Origin of the sequence: Streptomyces sp. NPDC042638, assembly GCF_040647235.1 — a bacterium.
GTDB lineage: Bacteria > Actinomycetota > Actinomycetes > Streptomycetales > Streptomycetaceae > Streptomyces > Streptomyces rameus.
On sequence record NZ_JBEZBT010000011.1, the window covers coordinates 32038 to 50282 of the forward strand.

General features: G+C 72.3%; 22 protein-coding genes, 1 pseudogene and 1 riboswitch. Of the genes and pseudogenes, 12 read left to right on the plus strand and 11 right to left on the minus strand.

Annotated features, from left to right (window positions below):
• The first annotated feature begins 138 nt into the window (after positions 1-138).
• Positions 139-531, plus strand: a complete 393-nt coding sequence (locus AB0B40_RS12025) for a DUF393 domain-containing protein (protein ID WP_362263834.1) — start codon at positions 139-141, stop codon at positions 529-531.
• 61 nt (positions 532-592) lie between these two features.
• Here AB0B40_RS12025 and AB0B40_RS12030 read toward each other — a convergent pair whose 3' ends face one another.
• Both AB0B40_RS12030 and AB0B40_RS12035 read right to left on the minus strand, forming a co-directional pair.
• Positions 593-1021, minus strand: a complete 429-nt coding sequence (locus AB0B40_RS12030) for a VOC family protein (RefSeq protein ID WP_362263835.1) — start codon at positions 1019-1021, stop codon at positions 593-595.
• Positions 1022-1053: 32 nt separating this feature from the next.
• Entirely contained in the window at positions 1054-2643 is a 1590-nt protein-coding gene (locus tag AB0B40_RS12035) for a DUF4118 domain-containing protein (RefSeq protein WP_362263836.1), read from the minus strand.
• A gap of 186 nt (positions 2644-2829) precedes the next feature.
• Here AB0B40_RS12035 and AB0B40_RS12040 point away from each other — a divergent pair, with 186 nt between their 5' ends.
• Positions 2830-3237: a response regulator transcription factor gene (locus AB0B40_RS12040; RefSeq protein WP_362263837.1), complete on the plus strand. Its 408-nt coding sequence runs from the start codon at positions 2830-2832 to the stop codon at positions 3235-3237.
• Here AB0B40_RS12040 and AB0B40_RS12045 read toward each other — a convergent pair.
• Positions 3215-3919 (minus strand): response regulator transcription factor, encoded by a 705-nt coding sequence (locus tag AB0B40_RS12045; RefSeq protein WP_345046603.1) that lies wholly within the window; start codon positions 3917-3919, stop codon positions 3215-3217. The two genes, AB0B40_RS12040 and AB0B40_RS12045, sit on opposite strands and share 23 nt — an antisense overlap.
• Before the next feature lie 928 nt (positions 3920-4847).
• Between AB0B40_RS12045 and AB0B40_RS12050 the strand changes: the two genes are divergently transcribed.
• Entirely contained in the window at positions 4848-5351 is a 504-nt protein-coding gene (locus AB0B40_RS12050; protein ID WP_362263838.1) for an AraC family transcriptional regulator, read from the plus strand.
• Between the two features lie 33 nt (positions 5352-5384).
• Positions 5385-5538 (plus strand): annotated as a pseudogene (locus AB0B40_RS12055) (ATP-dependent Clp protease proteolytic subunit); the annotation flags it as partial.
• 94 nt (positions 5539-5632) lie between these two features.
• Here the strand turns inward: AB0B40_RS12055 and AB0B40_RS12060 are convergent.
• Positions 5633-6064: a helix-turn-helix transcriptional regulator gene (locus tag AB0B40_RS12060; RefSeq protein WP_345046391.1), complete on the minus strand. Its 432-nt coding sequence runs from the start codon at positions 6062-6064 to the stop codon at positions 5633-5635.
• A gap of 209 nt (positions 6065-6273) precedes the next feature.
• The gene (locus tag AB0B40_RS12065; RefSeq protein ID WP_345046392.1) at positions 6274-6444 is read right to left on the minus strand and encodes a hydrophobic protein; all 171 of its coding nucleotides are present in this window, start codon (positions 6442-6444) and stop codon (positions 6274-6276) included.
• A 138-nt stretch (positions 6445-6582) separates the two neighbouring features.
• Between AB0B40_RS12065 and AB0B40_RS12070 the strand changes: the two genes are divergently transcribed.
• Entirely contained in the window at positions 6583-6756 is a 174-nt protein-coding gene (locus AB0B40_RS12070; RefSeq protein ID WP_345046395.1) for a CsbD family protein, read from the plus strand.
• Between the two features lie 277 nt (positions 6757-7033).
• Here the strand turns inward: AB0B40_RS12070 and map are convergent, their stop codons facing one another.
• Positions 7034-7801 carry a type I methionyl aminopeptidase gene (gene map, locus AB0B40_RS12075; RefSeq protein ID WP_362263839.1) on the minus strand — a complete coding sequence of 256 codons (768 nt, stop codon included), beginning with the start codon at positions 7799-7801 and terminating at the stop codon, positions 7034-7036.
• A gap of 59 nt (positions 7802-7860) precedes the next feature.
• On the opposite strand from map, the gene AB0B40_RS12080 reads away from it, so the two are divergent.
• On the plus strand, positions 7861-8136 hold the full coding sequence (locus AB0B40_RS12080; protein ID WP_345046398.1) for a helix-turn-helix transcriptional regulator: 276 nt from the start codon (positions 7861-7863) through the stop codon (positions 8134-8136).
• 233 nt (positions 8137-8369) lie between these two features.
• Positions 8370-9317, plus strand: coding sequence for a hypothetical protein (locus tag AB0B40_RS12085; protein WP_362263840.1), 948 nt, complete (start codon positions 8370-8372; stop codon positions 9315-9317).
• Positions 9318-9349: 32 nt separating this feature from the next.
• On the opposite strand, the gene AB0B40_RS12090 is transcribed toward AB0B40_RS12085, so the two are convergent.
• Both AB0B40_RS12090 and AB0B40_RS12095 read right to left on the minus strand, forming a co-directional pair.
• Complete coding sequence (locus AB0B40_RS12090) at positions 9350-9838, minus strand: FMN-binding protein (RefSeq protein ID WP_345046401.1); 489 nt, start codon at positions 9836-9838, stop codon at positions 9350-9352.
• Between the two features lie 10 nt (positions 9839-9848).
• Positions 9849-11201: a ferric reductase-like transmembrane domain-containing protein gene (locus tag AB0B40_RS12095; RefSeq protein ID WP_362263841.1), complete on the minus strand. Its 1353-nt coding sequence runs from the start codon at positions 11199-11201 to the stop codon at positions 9849-9851.
• 171 nt (positions 11202-11372) lie between these two features.
• Here AB0B40_RS12095 and AB0B40_RS12100 point away from each other — a divergent pair, with 171 nt between their 5' ends.
• From AB0B40_RS12100 to AB0B40_RS12110, 3 genes are all read left to right on the plus strand, one after another.
• Complete coding sequence (locus AB0B40_RS12100) at positions 11373-12113, plus strand: response regulator transcription factor (RefSeq protein ID WP_345046403.1); 741 nt, start codon at positions 11373-11375, stop codon at positions 12111-12113.
• Between the two features lie 23 nt (positions 12114-12136).
• A complete protein-coding gene (locus AB0B40_RS12105) occupies positions 12137-13609 on the plus strand; it encodes a HAMP domain-containing sensor histidine kinase (protein WP_345046405.1) in 1473 nt (490 codons plus the stop codon).
• Between the two features lie 147 nt (positions 13610-13756).
• Positions 13757-14269: a DUF2231 domain-containing protein gene (locus AB0B40_RS12110; protein WP_362263842.1), complete on the plus strand. Its 513-nt coding sequence runs from the start codon at positions 13757-13759 to the stop codon at positions 14267-14269.
• Between the two features lie 66 nt (positions 14270-14335).
• Here the strand turns inward: AB0B40_RS12110 and AB0B40_RS12115 are convergent, their stop codons facing one another.
• Positions 14336-14830, minus strand: a complete 495-nt coding sequence (locus AB0B40_RS12115) for a PaaI family thioesterase (RefSeq protein ID WP_362263843.1) — start codon at positions 14828-14830, stop codon at positions 14336-14338.
• Positions 14831-14938: 108 nt separating this feature from the next.
• Here AB0B40_RS12115 and AB0B40_RS12120 point away from each other — a divergent pair, with 108 nt between their 5' ends.
• Both AB0B40_RS12120 and AB0B40_RS12125 read left to right on the plus strand, forming a co-directional pair.
• Positions 14939-15406: a helix-turn-helix domain-containing protein gene (locus AB0B40_RS12120; RefSeq protein WP_345046407.1), complete on the plus strand. Its 468-nt coding sequence runs from the start codon at positions 14939-14941 to the stop codon at positions 15404-15406.
• Positions 15407-15558: 152 nt separating this feature from the next.
• A riboswitch (TPP riboswitch) is annotated at positions 15559-15654 on the plus strand.
• A complete protein-coding gene (locus AB0B40_RS12125; RefSeq protein WP_345046409.1) occupies positions 15644-17044 on the plus strand; it encodes a cytosine permease in 1401 nt (466 codons plus the stop codon). Its footprint overlaps the riboswitch before it by 11 nt.
• 141 nt (positions 17045-17185) lie before the next feature.
• On the opposite strand, the gene AB0B40_RS12130 is transcribed toward AB0B40_RS12125, so the two are convergent.
• Both AB0B40_RS12130 and AB0B40_RS12135 read right to left on the minus strand, forming a co-directional pair.
• On the minus strand, positions 17186-17476 hold the full coding sequence (locus AB0B40_RS12130) for a hypothetical protein (protein ID WP_345046411.1): 291 nt from the start codon (positions 17474-17476) through the stop codon (positions 17186-17188).
• A 50-nt stretch (positions 17477-17526) separates the two neighbouring features.
• Positions 17527-17772 (minus strand): DUF5133 domain-containing protein, encoded by a 246-nt coding sequence (locus AB0B40_RS12135; RefSeq protein WP_345046412.1) that lies wholly within the window; start codon positions 17770-17772, stop codon positions 17527-17529.
• Between the last annotated feature and the right edge of the window lie 473 nt (positions 17773-18245).

The following is an 18245-nucleotide window of genomic DNA, read 5'->3' on the forward strand; positions in this document are numbered from 1 at the left end:
CCGGCGCAACGAGGACATGGCCTGACGCGATCACTCGATCAGCGCGACGATCGGCGTGATCCACGGCAGATCGCGGTCCGGTCGGCGTTCGCTCTCGACCGCCGGACAGGCGACCTGACCCGGGGGCACCATGAAGTCATGCGGAGACGACCGGTACTGGTCTACGACGGCGACTGCGGCTTCTGTGCGGCCTCGGTGGCCCTCGCGCAGAAGTGGATCAGACCCCGTTGCGACATCACGTCCAGCCGGCGCGCGCACCTGGACGCCTTGGGTGTCTCCCGGGAGCGAGCGGAGTACGAGGCGCTGTGGATCACGCCTGACGGAACGGTGTACGGGGGTGCCCAAGCCGTCGCCAGGCTGTTGTCGAGCGCGGGTGGGGGGTGGGCCGTCCTGGGAGCGGCGCTGCAGCCGGCCCCGATGCGCTGGGCCGCCCTCGGCGTCTACCGCGTCATCGCCCACAACCGCCACCGCCTTCCCGGCGGCACGCCGGCCTGCGTCCTTCCGGCCGGCCGGGGGTCTGCACAGGAGTGAGGCCGTTGCCTGCCGGCGCGCGGACTGGACGCCGGCTGCGGCTCGCCGTCTCGGAGGATGCTCAGTCGAGGCAGAACTCGTTGCCCTCGATGTCCTGCATCGCGATGCACGCGTCGTTGCCGTCGTAGAGGAGTTGTACGCGTACCGCACCGAGAGGGAGCAGCCGTGCGCACTCCGCCTCCAGTGCGGCGAGGCGCTCTTCGCCCACGAGCCCGGTGCCGACCCGCACGTCGAGGTGCACCCGATTCTTGACGACCTTGCCCTCGGGCACCCGCTGGAAGAACAGTCGCGGTCCCACCCCTGAGGGATCAATGCAGGCGGCCCACGAGCCCCGATCCTCCGGCGGCTGCGAGCGGTCGTAGTCTTCCCAGGTGGCGAACCCCTGTGGTGGCGGCGGTACGACGTACCCAAGCACCTCACACCAGAAACGAGCGACGCGCTCAGGCTCCGCGCAGTCGAAGGTGACCTGGAACTGCTTGATCGACGGCATCGGCGCACCATAGCAGGGCACTCCGCTGCCCATCAGCCGATATTCCCACGCCCGTTGAGAGGGAGGGCCACGTCGTGGTGGCGGCTGTCGGCACGGTCCCTGTCCGGGAGGGGCAGTTCGACGCGCAGAGTGGTTCCTCCCGCGCGCGGGCTGTCGACACGGAACCGCCCGCCGAGCGCCTCCACGCGGTCCCTGAGACCGACGAGGCCTGTGCCGCGGCTGAGGTCGGCACCGCCGACACCGTCGTCGTGCACGGTCAGGACCAGCGCCTCGGCGCCGCCCTCGACCGTGACGGTGACGCCCGCGGCGCGCGCGTGCTTGACCACGTTGGTCAGCGCCTCCGAGATGATGTAGTACCCGCTGACCTCGACCTGCTTGGGCAGCTGCTCCGTGGTGCGCACCGAGAGATCGACCGGGACGGGGCAGCGGCGGGAGAGCGCCTTGAGCGCCGAGACGAGACCGCCCGTGGTGAGGATGGAGGGATGGATCCCCCGGGCCATCTCGCGCAGCTCGTCCGAGGCGTCCGCCAGGCCGTCGCTCACTTCGACGAGCCGCGCCCTGAGCTCTTCCAGCCCCGGCGGCACCATGTCCTGCGCCGAACTCAGGAGAAGCACCAGCGAGACCAGCCGTTGCTGTACGCCGTCGTGGAGGTCGCGTTCGATGCGCCGACGCGTCTCGTCAGCGGCGTTGACGATGCGGGCGCGTGAGGCGGACAGCTCGGCACGGGACTCGGCGTTCTCCACGGCGGTGGCGACCAGCTCGGTGAAGCGGGCGATCTGCGTCTCCGTGTCACCGGGGAACGGTTCGTCATTCCTCGTCGAGGCGGCGATCACCCCCCACAGCCGACCGGCCACGATGACCGGGCAGCCGACCGTGGAGTGGATGCCCATGGCGCGGGACTCCTGTGCGATCACCCCCGTGGCGCCATCGAAACTCTCGATGCGGACCGGTCGGCCACTGTGCCGGACGTCGCGCGCGACACTGAGCCCGTTCAGATCGAACCGGGTACCGGCGGGGAGGGGGTCCGATTGCCCGCTCCGGCTCCAGGCGGCGAGCCCGGCGACGGTGCCGTCCGCCTCGTATCGCTCCATCCGGGCCACATCGGCCCCGCTGAGCAGGCCGATCTCCCGTGTGACGGCCTCGAAGACCGCGGAGGGCGGCACGGACTGGGCGACCAGTGTCGCAACCCGGCGCAGCGCGGCCTGTTCCTCCAGCAGACGTTCCGTCGTCAGCACCGCTCGCCGCAACCGGGCCGCGAGCTGCCCCACGACCACCGCGGTGAGGAGGAAGACACCCAGGGCCACGAGGTCGTCGTAGTTGCCGACCCTCAGTGAGCGGTACGGCGGCACGAACATGTAGCCGTAGACCGCGACGCAGAGCACCGACGTGACCAGCGCGAGCCGCGCGCCCCACGCCACCGCGACGGCGATGACGGCGAGCAGGTAGAGGGCCGAAAGGTGCAGCGAGCCGGGGCGCGGGTTGAGAAGCGCGATGAGGCCGGTCAACCCGGCCACCAGGATCACGCTGGCGAGAAGGCGGTTCGGCCAGCGTTGGGGCGACGAACGCAGAGGCGACGAGCGGATCCAGCGCCGTGCCATCGCATCGCTTCCCTGACCGACCATGAATGGACGTACCTATTCACAGGGTGACATATCAGGCCAACCGATGGGTCGTCGGGAAGGAGACGTCGCGGGTGTGCGGGCCCTGTCGGCGTCCCCCTGTGCCGCGGCGACGAGCGCGGTACACGGACGGCTGCCTGTACAGCTAGCGGGAATGCCGACCTGGTACCGCCCTGGGATTCTGGACGCATGCTGCGCTGCCTGGTTGTCGATGACAACCCGTTCTTCCTGAGGGTCGCTCGCTGCCTGCTCGAGCACCAGGGCGTCGCGGTCGTGGGCGTGGCATTCGACAGCACCGAGGCGCTGCGGCTCGCCGGCCAGCTCAGGCCGGACGTGGTGCTGGTGGACATCGACCTCGGTGGCGAGTGCGGCCTCGTCCTGGCCAGCCTGCTGCAGAGCGGGGCCGGCCCGGCACCCCTCCCGGTGATCCTGATCTCCAGCCACGCCGAGGAGGACTACACCGACCTGATCGAAGCGAGCCCCGCGGTGGGCTTCCTGAGCAAGACGGCCCTGTCGGGCGATGCGATCCGCACGGTTCTCGCGGGGACGCGCGACCACCGCCGACCGGGTCCGGTCAGCGAGCCTCCAGGAAGGTGATCACTGCCCGTACGCGGCGGTGGTCGTCGTCCGTCTCCGGCAGGTTCAGCTTGGCCAGGATGCTGCGCACGTGTTTCTCCACCGTGCCCTCGGTGACCCACAGCCGTCGGCCGATACCGGCGTTCGACCGGCCCTCGGCCATCAGCTCCAGCACCTCGCGCTCCCGCGCACTGAGCACGTCCAGGGGGTCGGACCTGCGGCGGGCGGACACCAGCTCCTGCACCAGCGCCGGATCCACCACCGACCCGCCCCTGGCGATCCGCCACAGCGCCTCGAGGAACTCCCGCACGTCACGCACCCGGCTCTTGAGCAGATAGCCCACACTGCGGCCACTGGCCAGCAGCTCCATCGCGTGCTCGACCTCGGCATGCGCCGACAGGACCAGGATGCCCACAGCGGGGAACTCCTGCCGGATCGTGCGTGCCGCCTCCAGCCCCTCGGTGCTCTGCCCCGGCGGCATCCGGATGTCGACCACCACCAGCTCCGGTGTCGCCTGCCGGACCACGTCGAGCAGCCGCGTCGCGTCGTCGGCCTGCCCCACCACCGCACAGCCCGAACGCTCCAGCAGGCTGGCCAGTCCTTCCCGCAGCAGCACGTCGTCGTCCGCGACGACGACCCGCAGATGCGCCCTGGCCGGTTCGTCGCCGTCGGGCCCGTCCCCGGCTCGGGGGGTCCCTGGCATCATCTTTCACATTATCGGCGAGCCTCCGCGGATGAGCATCCGGCAAGGGAGCCTCGGTGCCGCATCGCGGTGTGCGCGGCAAGCGGCGTCGGTCCTCCGGACGAAGGGGCCCGGCTCCGCTGTGGGAGTGAGCCGGGCCTCCGCTGCGCGGAACTCCGGCGCGCACCCTGCCACTGCCGACGGACCCGAGACCGGACGCCCGGAACGCCATCGGCGTCAGGGAGCGCCCCTGTCGGTGCTCCGGCCGTCGTCACTCGTCCTCGGGCACAGAAGGCGCCCCACCGGTACCGGCCGGCACCGTCTCCGCTGCGGCCCACCCCGCCGCACCGCCGGGCGGCCGAACGAGCAGCCGTACGCCCACGGGCGTAGCGTCGTCTCTGGGCAGCCCCGGCCGCCGCCGGGATCGAATGCGTGAGTGCGAGGCAGTGTGGGCACAGGCAGCGACCGGCGTAGCGAGGTGGACCGCAGCCTGTTCCGCACCTCGGATCCGGACCAGAGCCGGGCCTACCTGGCCTCCATGTACGGCACCGGGATGCGCATGGGCCGGCCGTCGGAGCGGCGGGCGGCGTTCCGGCACGAACGCGAACCGCGAGCCGCCTGTGCTTGGAGCGGGTGGCCCTGCCCATGACGGTAGCGGTGGACATCGAGCCGCTCGACCGGATCCTGGTGCAGGAGGTGCTCGACGGGTGCCTCCATGTCCGGTTCGGGCGCGGCGACGCGGGCTTCCCGGCGGGCAGCGTGATGGTCCCGGCCCCGCCTGGACTGCCGTACCACACCGACGTGGAGAGCATCTTCTCCGACATCACGGTGCTGGAGCCGGGTTTCCTGCGTACCGTCGCCGGGCTGGACGGCCAGGAGGGGGCGGTCCCCCCTGCGCCTGCTGCGGCCGCGCGCGGCTGCTTCCCCGACCCATGCGGCACTGTGGCGGGTGGCACGCCACGACGCCTGGAGTCTGCTGGACGGCACCGGAGCGCCGGCGACGCCACTGGTCCTCGACGCGGCGGCCCGGCTGCTGGCCGCCGTCGCCCTCACCGCCTTCCCGAACACCTATGCGGTCACGGATCCGCTGCAGGCCGGGCCGGGTCATGTGGGGGCGGAGACGGTACGCCGGGCGGTGGAGTTCATCCATGCGCACGCCGACCGGCCCATCACCCTGGGTGACATCGCCATGGCGGCCGGCGTCTCGAGCCGGGCTCTGCGGTACGGCTTTCGCCACCACCACGGCACGGCCCCGATGGCCTATCTGCGCAGCGTGCGCCTGGAGCGCGCTCACCAGGAGCTCAGATCGGCGCGGGCCGACGACGGGGAGACCGTCGCCGCCGTCGCGGCGCGCTGGGGATGGGCCGCGCCGCGCAGCTTCAGGACCCTCTACCGGCAGGCGTACGGCACCTCGCCCTCCCGGACCCTGCGCACACCGGGCCGATCTGGTTGAGCAGTGAGGCCGTCGGCGCGACGCCCTGCACCTTCACAGGCGGAGGAACTCCCGTCCCGGGCACGCGCACCACGAGGGGGTGACGCCGCGCGCGGACACGGAGCGGGACAAGGTGCCGACCGCCGAGGAGGCTTTCGTCGCCCACGGGCCCGCCGACGAGGTGCTCAGCCGACGGCTCGCGTGCGTGCGCCCCGCGCGGCGGTGGGCGGTGGCCGGCGAGCCGGCCGGCACGGCGGTGGTGCGCCCCGTCGTACCGGCCGCCGTACCGGCCGTCGGTTCGGTCAGGCAGCGAGGCAGAGGCCGTCGTACCGCGTCGTGGGCGCCGTGCGGCCCCGGCCCACCCGGCTCCGGGTGTACCGGGCGAGTTCGTCCTGGGCGAGCGAGAGCAGGTCGGCGAGGCCGAGCCCGAGTGCCTGGGCGGCGGCCGCGAGCACCTCGGAGGAGGCTTCCTTGCGTCCGCGCTCCAGCTCCGACAGGTACGGCATCGAGATGCTGGCCGCCTCCGCGACGTCCTTCAGCGTGCGCTCCTGGGCGAGCCGCTCGCGCCGCAGACAATCGCCGACGAGGTCGCGCCAGAGGGGTTCCTTCGGCGCGGGCGTCCGTGGGGCCCCCGCCGGTCGCTGCGGGGCACGGGCCGCCCCACCCGGAGCGGGCGGCGAGGTCTGCGGGCGCAGGGGGATGACGCGGGCTTCGTTCGGCGTATGAGTGCTCACCCCTTCAGCCTAGGGATCAGGGGCACCGGGGGAAGGGAGCGACGTTCTGCCCTGGGTGAAGCAGTGCCGGCGGCCTGCCAGGTGGTCCGGGTCCGGGCGGCCGTCGAACGCGTCCCCGAGCAGCGCTCGGTGGGCCGCGAACGCGGCTGCAGGGCCCGGCCGTTGTGAACGGCCGGGCCCTGCACGTGGATGCGCGGGTGCGGATCAGGTCACCATCGGTACCAGCGACCGCGACCGCCACCGGCGCTGGTGGAGCGCATGACGAAACCGAGGAGCCACAGCACCAGGACGGCGACCGCGACCCACCAAAGAATCTTGACGGCGAAACCGGCGCCGAAAAGGATCAGAGCGAGAAGAAGAACGAGCAGCAGGGGAACCATAGTTATCAACCTCCTGAGCCGCCGTATGCCCCGCACTTCTTCCTTCACTCCCCCGCTGCGCCTTGTTTGTGCAGGGAAAGCCGGGGCACGAGTGGGCTACCGCGAAAGCGGCACACCAGATTCGAGGAGGCGCATTCCATGACTGCCGGCGAGAAGGCCAAGGCGAAGACCGAACAGGCCGAGGGCAAGCTCAAGGAGGCCGCGGGAAGCGCCCTTGGCAATGACCGCATGGCTGCCGAGGGGCAGGCGGACAAGAGCAAGGGCGATGCCCGGGAGGCCAAGGAAAAGGCCAAGGACGCGTTCAAGCACTGACGTCGCTCGCTCCGCTTTGTCCGAAGGGCCTTTCCGCGCACGATGCGGGAAGGCCCTTCGGTGTGGAGCAGTTGTTCTGGATGAATTCCGGCAGGAGAGGTGAAGGCTCACCGCCGACCTGCCGTGCGGCCTCGCCATGGCCGCGTCAACGCGTCGGCCCGGTGTCGCCGCTCCCGTCCGCCCGGCGGAATGTGACGTCCGCGCGCCCGGAGCGCACCTCATGGGGCATGCCGTCGGGCATCGGACGGTCCGGTCCCGGGCCCGGCGGCGTACGGGGTCAGGGCAGGGTCAGGATGCGGGGGCCCTGGTCGGTGATGGCGACGGTGTGCTCGATGTGGGCGGCCCTGCTGCCGTCGGTGGTGCGCAGGGTCCAGCCGTCGATGTCGGTGCGGTAGGTGTTCCGTCCGCCGGCCATGAGCATGGGTTCGATGGCGAGGACCAGGCCGTGACGGAGAGGGTAACCACGGCCGGGGCGGCCGCGGTTGGGGACATGGGGATCCTCGTGCATACGACGGCCGATGCCGTGGCCGCCGAAGTCGGCGGGCATGCCGCAGCCCGCCTCGCGGGCGACGGTGTCGACGGCGTGGGAGATGTCGCCGATGCGGCCGCCCACCCGGGCGGCGGCGATACCGGCGTCGAGGGCTCGCTGGGTGGCGTCGATCAGTTCACGGTCACCGGGGCGTGGCGTTCCGACGGTGAAGGTGATGGCCGCGTCGCCCGTCCAGCCGTCGAGCTGGGCGCCGCAGTCGATGCTCACCAGGTCGCCGTCGCGCAGCCGGTAGCCGGTCGGGATGCCGTGCGAGACGGCATCGTTGACGGACGTGCAGATCACGGCCGGGAAGGCGACCGGGGCGAAGGACGGCCGGTATCCGAGGAACGGGGAACCGGCTCCGGCCTCGGCCAGGACCGACCGGGCCGCTTCGTCCAGTTCTTCCAGGGACACCCCCACGCCCGCTGCTTCGCGGACCGCGGCCAGGGCGCGCGCCACCACCCGTCCGGCTTCCCGCATCGCGTCCACTGCGGCATCGGTCTTGATCTCCACCATGCGTCTGGCTCCCCACAGCATGTCGTCCCAATACTTATACCGGTATTAGTATCACGGTCATGGTGAGAACTCCCCTGACAACGTGGGAACGGGAACGCGGCGAGCGGTTCGGCGCACTGCTGCGCCGAGCGCGCGGCAGCCGCAGCATGGCGGAGGTGGCCGCGGCGGCGGGCGTTTCCGCGGAGACCCTCCGCAAGATCGAGACCGGGCGGGCCCCGACCCCGGCCTTCTTCACCGTCGCCGCCCTGGCCACCGTGCTGCGGGTGTCCCTGGACGAGTTGGCGGACGCGTGCGCGCATGACCCGGACTGGCAGGAACCGGCACTCTCGGCCTGAGGAGCGGGCGGCGCCGCGCCCCGCGCCGACGGATCCGGCCCGGTGTCCCTCCCCGGTGCACGCGAGGGCGGCGCGCGGTTGCCCTCGACGGCCGCTCGGGCTGCCCCGCCCCCTGGACGGAGTACTGCTGGTGCGCTGCCTGTCGGCCGTCTAGCGTTGGGTGGATCGCGTTCCGGTGAGTGGTCGGGCCGCCGTGCGAGGAGTACGCCAACGAACACGAGGGGAGCGTCCGCTTGCGTGCGCGCCAGGGGCAAGAGGAGGCCGAGGCCGCCGGACATCCGATCCGGCGGCCCGAGGACAGCGCGCGCGAGCACCGCCTGGCGCCGGACCGCGGCCCGTTGACGCCGGCTCAGGCGATGCCCCTGCAGCGCATGGTGGGCAACGCGGCGGTGAGCCGGATGATCGCGGACAGCAGAGGATCGGAGCCGAAGATCCCCTTTGCCGCGCCGAGTACGCGCTCGAAGCGGACGCAGGACGAGTCCGGCATCGAGCGGGGCGAAAGCCCGCCCCAGCGACAGCAGCGCGTCGGGAAGGACCAGCAGGCGACCAGGACCACGCGCAGCGGAACGGCCGGCACGTCGGTGAAGGGCAAGGAGAAGGCGCAGGAGGCGGAGGACATCGGCAACCCGACCCTGCGCTTCACCTCCCGTTACGACGGCTCCAGGCAGCAGTCACTCGCGGGAAGCGACACGATCGGCTTCGAACAGGTGGCCACGCTGCACCGAGCGGACGGGATGACGACGCGGGCGGAGGACGCGTACGACTTCTGGCAGGAGGTCACCGACGAGAACCGCCAGATCACGCCGGACGCGGTGAACTACCGTCCCAAAAGGACCAAACGCCCATGGGTGGTGGACGGCCCCTTCCGTCCGCCCTACAACACGGACGACGGAACCATCGCCAACGAGGCCGATCACATTTCCTTCCGTGACAACCCCGGGTTCTCGGGCAACATGAGGATGACCAACGGCTACTGGCTCTCCTCCTACGAGATCAAGTTCCGCTGGAAGGTCCGCCGCAGACTGGGCGGCCGGTTCACCAAGGGCGAGCCGTTCTGGACCAGTGACGAAATGGTGCACCGGGTGGAGTCGGTGTTCGACCCCGAGAACCCCGAGGCGTCGGCACCGATCAACGCCACCGCGGCGGGCAACCGCACCTGGAACGTCACGCTGCCCAACTGAGCGGCAACGACCCGCGGTGGTACGGGCGCGGTTCAGATGCCCGCCGAATCCAGCGCGGACTGGAGCGACTGCTGGTAGCCGGTGCTCGTGTACGTGGCGCCCGACACCATGTCGATGTCGGCGCTCTGTGCGGACAGTGCCTCGCGCCGCAGCTGAGGGAGCGCGTAGCTGTTGATCTCCTGGTCACGCGGATTGTCCTGCGGGTAGTCCACGGCCGTGACGTCCGTGAGCCTGCCGTCCTTGATCGTCACCCGCACCTGTACCGGCCCCCAGCGGGTCTGCACGGTGTCGCCGGTGGCGGTCCGGGAGCCGGTCCGTGTGCCCGGAGCGGGACCGCTCGACCCGCCTGAACCACCTGGCTGCGCCGAACTGCTCGACTCCGTCGGTGACGTGACGCCTGTTGCCGCCAGCGTGGGACTGGTGTGCGGCTTCAGCGAGAGCAGCAGCACCATCCCGGAGACGGTGGCCGCACCGGCCAGCACGATCCGGCGCAGGGGGCGGTTCTTCTTCAACGGATGCATGTGTATGGCCTCACAGCTCGAACGACTCGTGGTGGATACGGCGGTCCGGCACCCCGGCCGCCCGCAGCGCCCCGTACACGTCCTGCGCGAAGCCGTGCGGGCCGCACAGGTAGACGTCGTGGCCGCGCAGTCCCGGGAACGTCGTGCGCAGCCACTGCGCCGTGATGTGCGGGCGCGTCCCGCCCGGACCGTTCAGCGCGTACAGCACCCGCGCGCCGCGCCGGCGGGCGATCTCCTCCAGTTCCCCGCCCAGCGCCAGGTCCTGCGCGGAGTGCGCGCGGTAGAGCAGCGTGACCTCGCCGGGCAGCGTCTCGAACAGCGCTCGCAGCGGCGTGACGCCCACCCCGGCCGCGATCAGCAGGGACCGGTGGCTCGTGGCCCGGTCGGCGGTCAGCGATCCGTACGGCCCCTCGGCCCACACCCGGGTGCCCGGCCTGAGCCGGGCGACGGCCGCACTGTGGTCGCCGAGCGCCTTGACCGTGATCCGCAGCAGGTCCGGCCGGGGCGGCGCGGACAGGGAGTACGGCGTCGACGTCCGGCCCAGGCCGTCGCCGAGGAACCGCCAGCGGAAGAACTGGCCGGGCCGTGCTCCCAGCTCGTCCAGGTGCCGTCCGGTCACGACGACCGAGTACACGCCGGGGGCCTCCGCGCGCACCGATTCCACGCGCAGCCGGTGGCGCCGGTTGAGCCGGACCGGGACGAGCACCCGGAACCACAGGACGAGAGCGGCGACGCCCAGGTAGAGCGCGTACCAGGCGGCGGTGGCGACCGGTTTGCCGTTGAGCTCCTCGCCCAGGGTCAGCTGGTGGAAGAAGGCGAGGAAGACGGCCGCGTAGGTGAGCAGGTGGACGTAGTACCAGAACTCGTAGCTGGTGCGGCGGCGCGCGGCCCGGGCCGAGGTGATGCCGACGGTGAGAAGGACCGCTGTGCCGGCGGTCGCCTTGAGCATGTCGGGGTAGTTCAGGACGACGTTCGTGGTCTCGTGCCAGAGGGAGACCCGGTCCTGGGCGGCGTACCCGGCGAGGATCAGTGCGACGTGCGCGACGAGCAGGCAGACCGTGTACCGGCCGGCCATGGCGTGCCAGCGGGCCACCCGGTCGGAACCGATCCGCCTCTCCAGCAGCGGCACCCGCGCCATCAGGCCGACCAGCACCGCGCAGGCGTAGCCGCACAGCAGCCCGGCGATCCGCCCGGCGCCGGTCAGCCAGCCGGCCGTACCGACCACGGACCCGGTGTCGGTCCACCAGAGCGCGAGCACGGCTGCCGCACCGCCCCACAGCGCCGCAGGCACCAGGCCGGAGGCGGAGCGCCGTGCGATCGCGGGTGCGGGCGGGGCCGCCCGCCGGGCATCCACGGTGGTCATCGATCGCCGTCCCTTCCTTCGTCGTGCCCGGCGACTGCGCCCGGCGTGGCCACTGTGCGGGCCGAAGCTCTGAGGAACCTTTGAGTGACAGCGGATCGAGCGGACTCAGAGAGAACTCAGAGGGGGGCGGGACGCCGGGCGCGCTGTGGACGAGCGATGCTGGGAGACGCGATGAACACCACCCGTTCCGGCCGCCCGGCCCTCACCCGCCCCGACGGCAGCCCACTGCGGGTCCTGGTCGTCGACGACGACCCCGACCTCGCGGAGGTGCTCACCGGCGCCCTGCGCTACGAGAGCTGGGAGGTGCGCGCCGCCGGCGACGGCGCCGCCGCGCTGGCCGCCGCGCGCGAGCTGCTGCCCGACGCCGTCGTCCTGGACGTGATGCTCCCGGACACCGACGGCTTCACGGTGCTGCGTGGTCTGCACGAGGTGAAGCCCGACGTGTGCGTGCTCTTCCTGACCGCGCGGGACACGGTCGAGGACCGCATCGCGGGCATCACGGCGGGCGGCGACGACTACGTCACCAAGCCGTTCAGCCTGGAGGAGGTCGTGGCCCGGCTGCGCGGCCTGCTGCGCCGGGCGGGCATGGCCCGACAGCTGGAGGAGGGGCCGCGGCTGGTCGTGGGCGACCTCGTGATGGACGAGGACGCCCGCGAGGTGACCCGGTCCGGCGAGCTGATCGAACTGTCGCCGACCGAGTTCGAACTTCTCCGCTTCCTCCTGCGCAACCCGCGGCGTGTGCTCAGCAAGGCGCAGATCCTCGACCGGGTGTGGTCGTACGACTTCGGCGGCCGGGCCCATGTGGTCGAGCTGTACATCTCCTACCTGCGCAAGAAGGTCGACGCGGGCCGCGAGCCGATGATCCACACGGTGCGGGGTGCCGGCTATGTGCTGAAGCCGGTGACCCGGTGATCCGCGCGCCCCGTCCCGGTCGCGTGCGCGCGCTGCCCCGGCCCCGTACGCTGCGCGCCCGCCTCACGGCCGGCCTGGTGGTGCTGCTGGCGGTGAGCTGCGCGGCCGTGGGGCTCGCCGCGGTCGTCGAGCTGAACGGCTTCCTCACCCAGCGTCTGGACGAACAGCTCGCCCAGGTCGGCACCCGGTTCCCGGAGAGCCTGGAGCACAACGGCAGGCTGGCGAACGACCACGACGGCGACGAGTACGGCGACACCCGCCGGCAGGCCACCGGCACCTTCGGTGCCCGCCTGGTGAACGGCGCGGTCACCAACAAGGGGCTCATCCGGTCGGGCGACCCGGCCGCGGACCTGGACGTCGGCCTGACCGCGCAGGACGCCGGCCGGCTGGCCCGGCTGCCGGTCGACGGCAGGCCCCACACCGTGGACCTCTCCGCCCTGGCCGACTACCGGGTCGTGGCTTCGCCCGGCCGGGACGGAGACGTCCTGATCGTCGGCCTGCCGCTGGAGCCGGTCCAGGCCACGGTGCACCGGCTGGAGGCGGTCGCCGCCGTCGTGTTCGGGTTCGCCCTCCTGGCGACCGGGGTCGCCGGGGCCTTCTGGGTGCGCTGGTCGCTGCGGCCCCTCAGCCGGGTCGCCGACACCGCCACCCAGGTCAGCGAACTGCCGCTCGCGAGCGGCGAGGTCACGCTGCCGGCGCGCGTGCCGGGCACGGACCCGGGCAGCGAGGTCGGGCGGCTCGCCGCGGCCTTCGACCGGATGCTCGGCCATGTCGAGGACGCGCTGACCAAGCGGCACGCCGGCGAGGAGCGGCTGCGGCGCTTCGCCGCCGACGCCAGCCACGAGCTGCGTACCCCGGTCGCCTCGGTGCGCGGTCACGCCGAGCTGGCGCTTCTGCATCCGGGCCCGGTACCGCCGGAGATCACCCGGGCCCTGCAGCGCATCTCGGCGGAATCCGCCCGCATGGGCGAGATGGTCGACGACCTGCTGCTGCTCGCCCGCCTCGACGCCGGCCGCCCGCTGGAACGCGGCCCCGTCGACCTCACCCACCTGGTCCTGGACGCGGTCACCGACGCCCGCGCGGCCGGCCCCGAGCACCGCTGGACCCTGGACCTGCCCGAGGACCCGGTGACCGTCCCGGGCGACGCCCACCGTCTCCAGCAGGTGCTGGCCAACCTGCTGGCCAACGCCCGTCTGCACACGCCTGCCGGCACGAAGGTCACGGTGACCCTGGAGACCGACGGCGACGAGGCGCTCCTCTCCGTCCACGACGACGGCCCCGGCGTCCCCCGAGACGTCCAGCCGACCGTCTTCGAACGCTTCACCCGAGCCGAACACCGCCGCCTGCCCGGCGCTTCCGGCGGCGGATCGGGCCTGGGACTGTCGATCGTGGCGGCGGTGGCGCAGGCCCACGCGGGGAGCGTGGGCCTGGAGAGCGGACCGGGCTCCACGACCTTCACGGTCCGCTTGCCCCGGTGGACGCGGCGGCCGACGTGATCACGCGTGCCGGGCAGCGGTGGCGCCGCAGCGACGTCGGTGCGAATTGCGAATGGGGAGGCTCCCGCCGGCTCGATCGGCTGAGAGGCAACTGAGAGGTGTCTGTGCCAGTCTGGCGCGCCCGACACCGATTCCAGGAGCCCTTGGATGACTCTGATCAACGGTCTGCCCGCCCATGTGCTGCTCGTCCACGTGGTCGTCGTGCTGATACCCCTCACCGCGCTGGCCCTGGTGACGGCCGCGCTGTGGCCGGGCGCCGCCCGGCGCCTGGGTGTCCTGCTCCCGGCCGTCGCCCTCGTGTCCCTGGTCAGCGTGCCGCTGACCACGCAGGCAGGCGAATGGCTGGAGCGGCACGTCGACGACGACGCGCTCGTACGGCGGCACACCGAGCTCGGTGACGGGCTGCTGCCGTGGGCGGTGGGCCTGTTCGTGCTGGCGGCGGTGGTCTGGTGGGCGGGGCGGCGCGCTGCGGCGGAGCCCGGGCAGGGCCGCGGCACCCGCTGGGCCGCCCTGCCGGTGCGGATCGCCGTCGGCGTGCTCTCGCTCGCGGTTGCCGTGGGGGCGGTCGTGGACGTCTACCGGATCGGCGACTCCGGAGCCAGGGCCGCCTGGCACGACGCCTACTCGAAGGAGGCGACAGGGGCGGGGCACGGCTCCTGATCACGCGCCGGCCGTCCCGTTCCCCCTGCGGGCCCTGCCTCCAGGGGGTCCGGAAGATCCGGTCGGTCAGGCGGCGGGCGTCGGGAACAGCATGCAGGTGCTGGTGGCGTGTGCGAGGAGGCGGTCCGTCCCGTCGTACAGGCGGGCTTCGGCGAGTGCCGTGCGGCGGCCGCTGCTCAGGACACCGCCGACGGCACGGACCGGTCCGGTGTCCACCGTGACCGGGCGCAGGAACTTCACCGTGAGGTCGAGCGACGTATAGCCCATGCCGGGCGGGAGCGTGGACTGCACCGCGCAGCCGGCCGCCGAGTCGAGCAGGGTCGCGTAGATGCCGCCGTGCACACTGCCGATGGGGTTGTAGTGCTCCTCGCCGGGGATCAGGCGGAACACCGCGCGCCCGTGGGCGACCTCCTCGAGGGTGAAGCCCAGGGTGGCTCCGACGGGCGGTGCGGGCAGCCGGCCCGCGGCGATCTCCTGGAGGAACTCCAGCCCCGACCGCTCGCCGACAGCGGCCGCCGAGATCGCGGGGTCCTCCCAGTCGTACGTTCGCGACCGTCCCATCAGGCTCTGCCTCCACATCCCCGACCATCTGGCTTCGTTCTGCGAAGTTAGCCGTGGCCGAGGCTGACTGTCAATGACAAAGCCAGGCGGCTTCTCTACGATGACGGGATGAAGTGGCTGGAGATGAGCACCGAGAACTGCACGGTCCAGCGCACCCTCGACCTGGTCGGCGAGAAGTGGACCTTGCTGATCGTGCGTGACGCCTTCAACGGGGTGCGCCGCTTCGACGACTTCCGCCGCCACGTGGGACTGTCGGAGGCGGTGCTCGCCGACCGGCTCCGCAAGCTGGTCTCGGCCGGGATCCTGCGGACCGTCCCGTACCGGGAGGAGGGCAGCCGGACCCGCCGGGAGTACCGCCTCACCGGCAAGGGCCGGGACCTGTGGCCGGTCCTCGTGGCGCTGCGGCAGTGGGGCGACGCCCATGCCGCCGGTCCCGACGGGCCGACGCTCGACATCCGGCACAGCGACTGCGGGGCGCCGGTCCAGGTGGTGGTCGAGTGCTCGCGGGAACACGCCGCGCTCACCTTGACCGACGTCACCGTGGAGCCGGGGCCCGGGGCCCGTCCGCTGGCCTGAAGCCGCCCGGCGCGGTGCGTGCACGCACCGCCGGGCAGCGCCGTCGGCCGTCGGACCGCCACGGCCGTGCCGCGTCCGCACTCACACGGCTCTGCGTACGCTCCCCTCCCCCGCCCGGTGCCGGTCACCGGCTCGGGCTATCCTGGCCGCCGTACCTGGACACGGGGTGCCCCCGCACGGGGGCTGAGATCACACCCGTTGAACCTGAACCAGTTAGGACTGGCGGAGGGATGTCACATGTCGTTGCCGTATGCCCATGAAGAGACGGCCGTCGCCGAGGCGCAGCGCGTCTTCGACGGGCGGATGCCGACGGCTCCCGGGGATCTGCGGGTGGAGGCGCGCGGCATCACGCCGGTGCCCGAGGACGCCCGCTACGGCAGCCCCCGGCGGCTGTTCACCGTGTGGTTCGCACCCAACCTGACCATGACCGGCGTGTTCACGGGCACCGTCGGCGCGGCCCTGGGACTGGACTTCGCCACGGCGCTGCTCGCCGTGGTGCTCGGCACCCTGCTCGGTGCGGTGCCCACCGCCTACCTGGGGACCTGGGGCAGCCAGACCGGGGCGGGTCAACTGCCGCTCGCGAAGCTGGCGTTCGGCCGCGGCGTCGTCCTGCCGGGCGCCCTGCAGTGGCTGTCGTCCATCGCCTGGGACGCGCTCATCGGTCTGTTCGGCGGGGACGCGCTGGCCCAGCTGTTCGGCTGGCCCTTCTGGTTGGGCGTCCTGGTGATGCTGGCGGCCCAGGGGGCGCTGGGCGTGCTCGGCTACGAGGCGATCCACCGCCTGCAGACGGTGATGACCTTCGCGCTCGCCGCGTCGCTCGCCGCTCTCGCGATGAAGCTCGTGCACGGCACCCACCCCGCGACGGCCGCGGCCGTGCACGGCGCCGACCGGGCGGGCGCGTTCGTGCTGACCTGCACCATCGCTCTGAGTCTCGCCCTCTCGTGGGCCCCGTACGCCAGCGATTTCAGCCGCTACCTGCCGCGGACGGCGTCCCGTCCGCGCATGTTCTGGTGCACCCTGCTCGGCGTCGGCGTGTCCTTCGTCGCGGTGCAGGCACTCGGCCTGTGGGGCGCCGCGCAGTTCACGGACCAGACCGCCCGCGGGGTGGACCGGCTGCTCGGTGGTGGCGCGCTCGGCGCGTTCGGACTCCTCGCGGTCGCGCTCGCGGCACTGTGCAGCAACGCCATGAACGACTACAGCGGGTCGCTGGCGCTGCAGACCGTGGGCGTGCGCCTGCCGCGGCCGGTGGCTGCCGCGCTCGCCGCCGTCCTCGGTTTCCCGCTCGTCCTGTGGATGCACGCCGCCGACACCACCGCCCGTTTCCAGAACGTGCTGCTGTTCGTCGGCTACTGGATCCCCGCGTTCGTCGCGATCGTGATCGTCGACTGGGTGGTCCGCGCCCGGGCCCGCGACGGCCGCCCCGTCGACCTGGCGGCGGAGACGGCGGCACCGCAGCCGTGGTGGCCGGCCGTCGCCGCGTTCGTCGCCGGTTTCGCCGCGGCGGTACCGTTCATGAGCACCAGCCTGTACGTCGGCCCGGTCGCCCGGGCCCTGCACGGCGCCGACCTCGCCTACCCCGTGGCTTTCCTGGCGGCGCTGCTCGTCTACGCGCCGTTGCGCGTACCGCGCCGGGTCTGACCGCGCCGCACGCGCCGCGGGGAAGCCGACGTGCACCCGGTGGCGCGGTCCTCGGGCGCAGGGGCGGCAGGGACACCAGGAAGCAGGTCGCCGCCGGTGACGAGTGCGCCACCGCAGACGGCTGGACGCGGGGCGGCGCCCTCAGTCGTCCGGGTTGAGCTCCGTGTACACCAGCTCGACCAACTCGTCGGCCTCGGGCGTCCGGGAGTCGTCGGAGACCTCGTAGTACCCGCCCAGAGTGGAGATCACGTTCTTCTGAGAGCTGTCGTACTCATGGAGACGGTCTTTGCGCTCCTGGGCGGTCTCGGGGTGGGGGATCTGCCACCACCACACCTTGTGCCGGATCTCGTCCTTCGACAAAGGCCCGTTCAGGACGATGTCCCTGCCCTGGACCTTGCCCGTGATCCTGCGGGAGCTCGCATCGGTGGCCATGGGCCGTATTGTCCTCTCGCCAAAGGGGAAGCCGCTGACGTCTGTTCAGGTCAGGCGGCCAGGATCTGGGTCGCCTTGGCGGCGGCATGACGGTCCGCCCGCAGCTGTTCCAGGAGGACGTCGGCCGCGGCGAGGGCCTGGTCCACCGACCGGGTACCGGTCATGACGCACAACGTGTAGGAGGCGTCCTCCAGTTCCCGGCCCGTCCGGAGGGTGGGCTGCAGGTCATGGCGGAAGCGGGCTTCGGCGAAGCGGGCCAGCACCGCGCGCAGGTTCTTCTCCGCAGGCAGCAACACAGCGACAACCTTCCTCGAAAGGCGGGCCGTCGTATCCGGCCCGCGACACCCACGAGCGCACACCCGTCAGGTGGCCACAGTTGGGACGAAGCAGATACCTGCTCCGGCGAGTCGTATGCCCCCGCCGGGCCACCGTATGCGCCTGTGCCGCCGCCCCTCCCCGCTTCCCGGCCGGGCCACCGGGCTCCTGGTCCGGTGGCGGGCCGGCGTCTTCGGCCGGTGGCGGGCCGGCGTCCTCGGCCGGTGCGCGCGGGCGGGGTGCGCCGATCTCGGTGAGCATGTCGGTACGGGTCGGCGTCCAGCCGAGCTCATCGCGGCTGCGGGGCGCGCGGCTGCGGCTGGACGCGGCCATGATGAGGGCGCCGAACTCCCCCCATGTCGCGCTCGTCTGAGGTTCGCTCAGGCTGCGGGTGGTCGAACCAGTGGCCGCACCCCCGCCGCGGAGCGCACCTGGTTCTCCACGGCGTGGCGTG

Coding starts and splice junctions, on each gene's coding strand:
- AB0B40_RS12035 (WP_362263836.1), bottom strand. CDS start 2,643: ATGGTCGGTCAGGGAAGCGATGCGATGGCACGGCGCTGGATCCGCTCG.
- AB0B40_RS12090 (WP_345046401.1), bottom strand. CDS start 9,838: ATGCATCCGTTGAAGAAGAACCGCCCCCTGCGCCGGATCGTGCTGGCC.
- AB0B40_RS12095 (WP_362263841.1), bottom strand. CDS start 11,201: ATGACCACCGTGGATGCCCGGCGGGCGGCCCCGCCCGCACCCGCGATC.
- AB0B40_RS12040 (WP_362263837.1), top strand. CDS start 2,830: ATGCTGCGCTGCCTGGTTGTCGATGACAACCCGTTCTTCCTGAGGGTC.
- AB0B40_RS12045 (WP_345046603.1), bottom strand. CDS start 3,919: ATGCCAGGGACCCCCCGAGCCGGGGACGGGCCCGACGGCGACGAACCG.
- AB0B40_RS12125 (WP_345046409.1), top strand. CDS start 15,644: ATGTCGTTGCCGTATGCCCATGAAGAGACGGCCGTCGCCGAGGCGCAG.
- AB0B40_RS12070 (WP_345046395.1), top strand. CDS start 6,583: ATGACTGCCGGCGAGAAGGCCAAGGCGAAGACCGAACAGGCCGAGGGC.
- AB0B40_RS12080 (WP_345046398.1), top strand. CDS start 7,861: ATGGTGAGAACTCCCCTGACAACGTGGGAACGGGAACGCGGCGAGCGG.
- AB0B40_RS12115 (WP_362263843.1), bottom strand. CDS start 14,830: ATGGGACGGTCGCGAACGTACGACTGGGAGGACCCCGCGATCTCGGCG.
- AB0B40_RS12100 (WP_345046403.1), top strand. CDS start 11,373: ATGAACACCACCCGTTCCGGCCGCCCGGCCCTCACCCGCCCCGACGGC.
- AB0B40_RS12110 (WP_362263842.1), top strand. CDS start 13,757: ATGACTCTGATCAACGGTCTGCCCGCCCATGTGCTGCTCGTCCACGTG.
- AB0B40_RS12030 (WP_362263835.1), bottom strand. CDS start 1,021: ATGCCGTCGATCAAGCAGTTCCAGGTCACCTTCGACTGCGCGGAGCCT.
- map (WP_362263839.1), bottom strand. CDS start 7,801: ATGGTGGAGATCAAGACCGATGCCGCAGTGGACGCGATGCGGGAAGCC.
- AB0B40_RS12025 (WP_362263834.1), top strand. CDS start 139: ATGCGGAGACGACCGGTACTGGTCTACGACGGCGACTGCGGCTTCTGT.
- AB0B40_RS12065 (WP_345046392.1), bottom strand. CDS start 6,444: ATGGTTCCCCTGCTGCTCGTTCTTCTTCTCGCTCTGATCCTTTTCGGC.
- AB0B40_RS12130 (WP_345046411.1), bottom strand. CDS start 17,476: ATGGCCACCGATGCGAGCTCCCGCAGGATCACGGGCAAGGTCCAGGGC.
- AB0B40_RS12120 (WP_345046407.1), top strand. CDS start 14,939: ATGAAGTGGCTGGAGATGAGCACCGAGAACTGCACGGTCCAGCGCACC.